The sequence below is a fragment of the Commensalibacter sp. A3DC genome, from assembly GCF_047307945.1.
GTDB lineage: Bacteria > Pseudomonadota > Alphaproteobacteria > Acetobacterales > Acetobacteraceae > Commensalibacter > Commensalibacter melissae.
In genome coordinates, this window is sequence record NZ_JAXOQA010000075.1 from 1 (window position 1) to 7,192 (window position 7,192).

General features: G+C 37.1%; 6 protein-coding genes. 5 read left to right on the forward strand and 1 reads right to left on the reverse strand.

All coding sequences use genetic code 11. The annotated features are described in order from the left end of the window. The first annotated feature begins 9 nt into the window (after window positions 1–9). Window positions 10–888, forward strand: coding sequence for a formyltetrahydrofolate deformylase (gene purU / locus U0839_RS07875; protein WP_122123480.1), 879 nt, complete (start codon window positions 10–12; stop codon window positions 886–888). On the opposite strand, the gene U0839_RS07880 is transcribed toward purU, so the two are convergent. Continuing rightward, the gene (locus U0839_RS07880; RefSeq protein ID WP_155565344.1) at window positions 889–1,737 is read right to left on the reverse strand and encodes an NUDIX hydrolase; all 849 of its coding nucleotides are present in this window, start codon (window positions 1,735–1,737) and stop codon (window positions 889–891) included. A 125-nt stretch (window positions 1,738–1,862) separates the two neighbouring features. Here U0839_RS07880 and U0839_RS07885 point away from each other — a divergent pair, with 125 nt between their 5' ends. The 4 genes from U0839_RS07885 (at window position 1,863) to U0839_RS07900 (ending at window position 7,164) form a co-directional block, all read left to right on the forward strand. Then, window positions 1,863–3,686, forward strand: coding sequence for an ABCB family ABC transporter ATP-binding protein/permease (locus tag U0839_RS07885; RefSeq protein WP_413550428.1), 1,824 nt, complete (start codon window positions 1,863–1,865; stop codon window positions 3,684–3,686). Between the two features lie 149 nt (window positions 3,687–3,835). Next, complete coding sequence (gene rpmB, locus U0839_RS07890) at window positions 3,836–4,138, forward strand: 50S ribosomal protein L28 (RefSeq protein WP_110438924.1); 303 nt, start codon at window positions 3,836–3,838, stop codon at window positions 4,136–4,138. A 156-nt stretch (window positions 4,139–4,294) separates the two neighbouring features. After that, window positions 4,295–6,382: an elongation factor G gene (gene fusA / locus U0839_RS07895; RefSeq protein ID WP_122124265.1), complete on the forward strand. Its 2,088-nt coding sequence runs from the start codon at window positions 4,295–4,297 to the stop codon at window positions 6,380–6,382. Between the two features lie 173 nt (window positions 6,383–6,555). Further along, a complete protein-coding gene (locus U0839_RS07900; protein ID WP_196424493.1) occupies window positions 6,556–7,164 on the forward strand; it encodes a GNAT family N-acetyltransferase in 609 nt (202 codons plus the stop codon). The last annotated feature ends 28 nt before the right edge of the window (window positions 7,165–7,192 follow it).

The following is a 7,192-nucleotide window of genomic DNA, read 5'->3' on the forward strand; positions in this document are numbered from 1 at the left end:
TTAAAATCGATGAGTGATTCAATAAAATCAAAACAAAATCAATATGTTTTAACACTTTCTTGCCCTGATAAACCAGGTATTGTTTCCGCAATTTCCACAGGATTATTTGAAGCTCAAGCCAATATTGTTGAGTCGCAGCAGCATGATGCTCTTTCGGGTTATTTTTTTATGCGTGTTGTGTTCACCCTAGAGAGCAATAAAAAAAATTATCAATGGTTATATTCCAGATTGGAGGCTATTGCTGCCCAATTTAAAATGACATGGTTCTTGCATGATCGGGAACGTAAAAAACGTGTGTTGTTGATGGTATCAAGATTTGATCATTGTCTGGTTGATCTTTTATATCGATGGAGAATAGGGGAACTGGCAATAGAACCCAGTGCAATTGTTGCAAATTATCCATATGAAGATTATGGTCATATTGATATGCAAGATGTACCATTTTATTATCTTCCTATTCTTAAGGATACCAAAAGGGAACAAGAAACGAAATTGTGGGATATTATTAAGGAAACCCGGACAGAGCTTGTTGTTCTTGCGCGCTATATGCAAATTCTGTCTCCTGAAATGGTAAAAAAATTGGCGGGTCAATGTATAAATATACATCATTCCTTTTTACCCGGCTTTAAGGGTGCAAAAGCCTATCATCAGGCTTATGAACGAGGGGTTAAATTGATTGGTGCAACAGCACATTATGTAACCGAGGATCTTGATGAAGGTCCAATTATAGAACAGGACGTTGAACGGGTCAGTCACAATGACACCCCTCATGACCTTATCCGTAAAGGAAGGGATATTGAAAGACGAGTTCTGGCAAAAGCCGTGCGTTATCATATTGAAGACCGTGTTCTTTTAAATGGTCACAAAACCGTTGTATTTTCGGATTGATCAGGGAAATAATTTCCCTCTCAATCCAGTTTTTATGCGATGGGCATACTGAGAATTCTTTGCGATGATGCCCATGCGAATAAAAAGATCGATTAATACAAGATTGACATTAAATTTGAAATCATCTGTTTCGCACACTTGATGGTAAACATCTTCTAATTTTTTTAATTGGAAAGATTCAACCTCTCCATCATTAGGAACCGGTTGAAACTCTTCCGGCAACCATAGATCATAGCAATACAACACATCTCGCCGTAACCCTTCAGGTCTGATCATGCTATAAGTAATCAGTGATTTATATTCCGCATTTATCATGAGGGCGTTCGGAATGCTTGCTTCTTCACGTGCTTCTTTTTCTAGAGTGTTGTTATGGGTAAATCCTGCTGGTATACCTCCCGCGACGATATGATCCAGTTTTTCAGGATCAAGCCGTTTATACTTTGCCCGTTTCGCGATCCACAAATAAATTTGATTTCTTTTCTTAACCAAACCATTGAGATGAACTCCAGTTCCAATCAGTCCAAGATCAGGAATAACGGCACGATCAATTTTTCCAACCGGTTTAGCATATGGTGAGGGATAGACATCAAAAAGTTCATTCATGGAGCGAACCATATTATTTTCAATTAGTTGATTACCCAGCATCTCGATTGAATATTGTGCTGGTAAAGTACAAATATTATTTTCTTCCATAACAACATGATGTTTTTGGAGAGTATCCATAAATGAAGGTCGAACCCATCCTATGATCTGATTATGCGCCTTGAAAGGTAAAAAATCTTTTTGTAACTTGGCGGTGTTACAATTTTTTATATGACGAAATAAATTTTTAAATTCAATATGTTGCATTAAAAATCTCTTATATTGCTTTAATAGTTTTTTTATTTCAAAGTTATCTATTTTTGTATTTTTTCATTTTTAGGGTAAACACTTCATGTATATTGATAAAACAATTACAATCTTTTGAAAATAACATGTCACGATATTCCAAATTTTCCTATGTCGACAAAGAAAGCACTCGTTCAGGATGGTCAACTTTACTAGAGCTCTTGACCTATTTGTGGCCTCGTCAGCATATGACGTTGAAAATTCGCTTTATCTTTGCGATGTTTTTGATGATTGTTGCCAAAATCATAGCCTTGGGCGTTCCTTATCTTTATAGCAAGATTGTGGATTATTTTTCCCAGAATAATCATGAAATAATTTATGTACCGATTTATCTTATTGTTGGATATGGATTGGTTAGGATTTTTTCCAGCTTATGTTCGGAATTGAAAGACACGGTTTTTGCGCCATTGCGATTTCGGGTGATGCGTATAATAACCCTACAATGCTTCGAGCATGTTCAAAAACTTTCACTAAAATTTCATTTAAATCGACGAACCGGAGCAATTACACGGGCTATTGAGCGAGGTGGTGAGGGAATTGAAACAATTTTGAGAGTGGGTATATTCAGTATCGTTCCAACAGTGATTGAAACCTTGATGGTTCTCGGTGTGATTGCTCATTTGTATAATGGATATTATACACTTGTTGTCTGTCTTGCAATATTAGCCTATTTTTTCTTTACGATTTGGTTTACATCTCGGCGTATCAAGATTCGTCGAAAAATGAATGAAATTAATAATGAAGCCAATAATCGTGCCTTGGACAGTTTGCTGAATTACGAAACTGTTAAATATTTTTGTAATGAAGCCCATGAAATAAGACGATATGATGAAGCATTGGCACATTATGAAAAAGCTTCCATTAAAACACAAATAACGCTCAATATCCTGAATTTTGGTCAATCTTTCATTATAGCCATTGCATTGACATTTATTATGTTAATGGCAGCACGTGACATTGTCAGTTATCATTTTACTGTCGGAAAATTTGTCTTGATTAACACCTATTTGATGCAGCTTTATCAGCCCTTGAATTTTCTTGGCAGTATCTATTCTAATTTGCGAAAATCAATTGTTGATTTGGAAAATATGTTTTCTCTTTTGGCACAGCCAATGGATATCAATAATCAAGAATGCGCCAAATCACTTCCAACTGAATTGGTGAATGCGGGGCCTGCCAAAATTGAATTTAAAGATGTTTTTTTTGGTTATGATCCCTCTCGGGAAATTTTGCATCATGTAAGCTTCCTGGCGGAACCAGCCCAGCAAATTGCCATTGTTGGTCCAACAGGGGCCGGGAAATCAACAATTAACCGTTTGCTGTTCCGTTTTTATGATGTTACATCCGGCGCTGTATTGATCGATAATGAAGATATACGGTCTTATAAACAGGATGATTTGAGAAAGGCCATTGGAGTTGTACCTCAAGATACGGTTTTGTTTAATGATTCAATCGGTTACAATATTGCTTATGGTAAATTGGGAAGCTCACAAGCAGAAATTGAAAAAGCAGCAAGGCTGGCTCAAATCCATGATTTTATTGTTGGTTTGCCCGAGGGATATAATACTCAGGTGGGAGAAAGAGGGTTAAAACTTTCCGGTGGCGAAAAACAAAGGATAGCTATTGCAAGAACGATATTGAAAAATCCAAGGATTTTAATCCTGGATGAGGCAACAAGCGCGTTGGATAGTCAGACAGAAAAAGAAATACAGCAGGCTCTTTTCCAGGTTTCTCAGGGTAGAACCGTGATTACAATAGCTCATCGTTTATCAACAATTATTCATTCGGACATGATTCTGGTTATGATGGATGGGAAAATATGCGAACAGGGAACTCATGAATTCCTGCTTGCAAAAAATGGTTTTTATGCCAATATGTGGTCTATACAGAGTCAACATTCTGATAAATAGGCTAGAAATAGTGAAAATTTTTAATTTTGAGGTTTAAAATTTGGATTTTTACTTGACTATTTCGTGAATTTTAGTCATAGGGCTAAACTAAGTATTTTTTATTTGCCAAACATTAAGTCTTGGCTTTCACAATCCGAGGATGAAAACAAATGTCTCGCCGTTGCCAAATCACAGGCAAAGGTGTGTTGACAGGAAATAATGTCAGTCACGCCAATAACAAAAACCGTCGCCGTTTCCTGCCTAATCTGCAGGATTATTCCTTAAGGTCCGATATTTTGGGTCAACAAATACATTTGCGCGTCACAACGCATGGTCTCCGTACCATTGAACATAATGGCGGTTTAGACAATTTCCTGCTAAATACACCGAATCGTAAGCTTACAGAAGAGGCTTTAGTGATTAAACGCCGTATTCTTCAGGCTCAGGAAAAAAAATCAGCAGTAGCTGCTTAAATTTTTAAAAAATTGATTATCTAGTAATTAAATAACTTCCTTGATTTAATCTTAAGGGAGTTATTTTGAGTTAAAAAAGGAAATTATTCTTTTAATCTTATGATTTGATGAATATATTTTCTGAATATTTTTCTATCGTTTGTGGAGGTTTTACTTTTGTCCGACCATTCTGATCTTTCTAAAATCCGTAATATAGGTATTACCGCGCATATCGATGCGGGTAAAACAACGACAACTGAACGTATTCTATATTATACAGGTGTCTCCCATAAGATTGGTGAGGTCCACGAAGGGAACACCACTACTGACTATATGGCACAGGAACGCGAAAGAGGGATTACCATTACTTCCGCTGCCGTTACCTGTGAATGGAACAAGCATCGTATCAATATTATTGATACTCCGGGCCATATTGACTTTAACATTGAAGTTAACCGTTCATTGCGCGTACTTGATGGTGCGGTTTTCATTATCGAGGGTGTTGCTGGTGTCCAACCTCAGTCTGAAACGAATTGGCGTTTGGCTGACCGTTACAATGTCCCTCGCATTATTTTCATTAACAAGTTGGATCGTACAGGTGCAAATTTTGAATATGCTTTCAGCACTTTAAAAGATAAGCTGGATATTGTCGCTATCCCTCTACAGCTTCCGATTGGTGCGGAAGAAAATTTAAAGGGTGTTATCGACCTTGTTAATATGAATGCCATTGTATGGGAAGGTGATGATCTTGGTGCCAAATACAATATTGTTGAAATCCCTGCTGAATTAAAGGAAAAAGCAGAAGAGGCACGTCAAAATCTTCTGGACACCGTTTTGGCTGTTGATGATGCGGCTATGGAAGAATATTTTGAAAAAGGTGATGTTTCTGTCGAGGTTTTAAAGAAATGTATTAAAAAAGGTACCATTTCTGGAGAGTTTCGTCCGGTTCTTTGCGGTTCTTCTTTCAAGAACAAAGGTGTTCAGCCTTTGTTGGATGCAATTGTTGATTACCTTCCTGCTCCTGACGATGTGGAAGGAATTCGTATTGCACCTCCTGAAGATGAAGAGGTTGATGAAAATAAATTACCAATCATTCCCGTTGATCCAAATGGCAAATTTGCCGGTTTGGCTTTCAAAATCATCAATGATAAATATGGTTCTCTAACTTTTGTACGTGTTTATCGTGGTATCTTACGTTCTGGTGACACGGTTTTGAACACAACCCATGGTCATAAAGAGCGTATTGGACGTATTTTCCAAATGCACGCTGATAAACGTATAGAAATCAAGGAAGTGCATGCTGGTGATATTGCCGCTTTTGTTGGATTGAAGGATACGAAAACAGGGGATACTTTGGCAGATCCGGCAGATCCGGTTGTCTTGGAACGCATGCAATTTCCAGTACCTGTTATCGATATTTCTGTCGAACCAAAAACCAAGGAAGCGGTCGAAAAAATGACCCTTGCGCTTCAGAAATTGGCGGCAGAAGATCCATCTCTACAGTTAAAGACAGATCAGGAAACGGGGCAAACAATTCTTTCAGGTATGGGTGAGTTACATCTTGATATCATCATTGACCGTTTACGTCGTGAATATGGTGTTGATGCGAATATTGGCGCACCACAGGTTGCATATCGTGAAACCATTACTCAGTCTCATACAGAAACCTACACCCATAAAAAACAGTCTGGTGGTGCGGGTCAGTTTGCTGAAGTCAAAATTATTTTCGAACCAACTGAACGAAATGAGGGAATTATATTCGAAAATAAAATTGTTGGTGGTGCGGTTCCCAAGGAATATATCCCAGCTGTTGACAAGGGTATCAGAAACCAGGCATCTACCGGTGTATTAGCGGGATTTCCAACTGTAGACTTTAAATTTACGCTTGTTGATGGTAAATATCATGACGTTGACTCTTCTGCATTGGCGTTCGAGATTGCCGGTAAAGCCTGTTTCCGTGAAGGAATGAAAAAAGCTGGTCCAGTCATTCTTGAACCTATCATGGATGTCGAAATCACCACACCCAATGATCATGTTGGTGATGTTGTTGGTGACTTGAACCGTCGTCGCGGAATGATTCAAAGTCAAGAAACTTCTGGAAGCACTGTCATGGTTCGCGCTTTCGTTCCATTGAAAGAAATGTTTGGCTATATTTCTGATCTTCGTTCAATGACCAAAGGTCGTGCATCCTTTACAATGCAATTCCATCATTATGATCCAGTTCCCCGTAATGTTGCGGATGAAATTATTAGTCAATCTGCCTGATTTTAAATAACAATTTGATACGATTCAAAACAGCCTTTTATATAAAAGGCTGTTTTTTTATGAAATGTATGTAATGAAATAAATATCTTCGGTTTTATTTGTATAATTTAAAAAATTATATCATGATTGATTTCTATCAAATAATTTTTGAAATTTTATGGGAATTTATCAAAGTGAATTTTCTTTCTCTTTTTTCAAATCAAGATATCAAAATTGGTCAAAATGGGATTCGATTAGAACCGTTGACTTATTTTCATACAAAAGGATTGCAGGCGGCAAGTCAAGAAGGTGATTTATGGAAACTTCGTGTTACTGTTATTCCTCATCCTTCTAAAGTTAAAAATTATATTAATGAAGCTTTGGAGGCAAAGGAACGTCAAGAGCGTTACCCTTTTGCCGTTATTGATGAAAATACAGGGAAAGTTTTGGGTACAACTAGCTTTTTTGAAATTGTCCCCGATGTGCGACGTTTGGAAATTGGCTATACATGGTATGCAAAATCATTTCAAAGAACTCATGTAAACACAAATTGTAAATATTTATTGCTAGAATATGCTTTTGAAAAATTGCAAGCCAACACCGTCGTTTTACGAACTGATATTTTTAATTTCAAAAGCCAAAGAGCAATTGAACGACTTGGTGCAAAAAAAGATGGAATTCTACGTGGTCATATTCTTAGACAGGATGGTACTTTGCGCGATACCATTATTTACACCATAATTTCAAGTGAATGGACAAACGTCAAAGTACATATATCCGCTTTGTTAAATAAGTTATATTAATGAATATTCACATATTAGAAGTATTTTA